This window comes from Syntrophomonas sp. UBA5494, assembly GCF_002426325.1.
On record NZ_DIPG01000120.1, the window covers coordinates 729 to 939 of the forward strand.

1 pseudogene is annotated in these 211 nt (G+C 54.5%); it reads left to right on the plus strand.

The features are described 5' to 3' along the window. Positions 1-211, plus strand: a pseudogene (gene fusA / locus B3W37_RS13145) (elongation factor G); the annotation flags it as partial.

Sequence of the window (211 nt, forward strand, 5' to 3'; positions counted from 1 at the left end):
ACTGCTCCGGAGGAATTTACCGGCAATATTATCAGCAATATCAGCAATCGCCGGGGGCGCTTGCAGTCTATGGACACGGTGAACAATACCCAGATCATCCGGGGTTGCGTTCCTCTGGCGGAGATGTTCGGTTATTCCACCACCTTGCGCTCCCTGACCCAGGGGCGGGCCGGTTTTTCCATGGAGTTCTCCCATTACGAAGACTTCCATA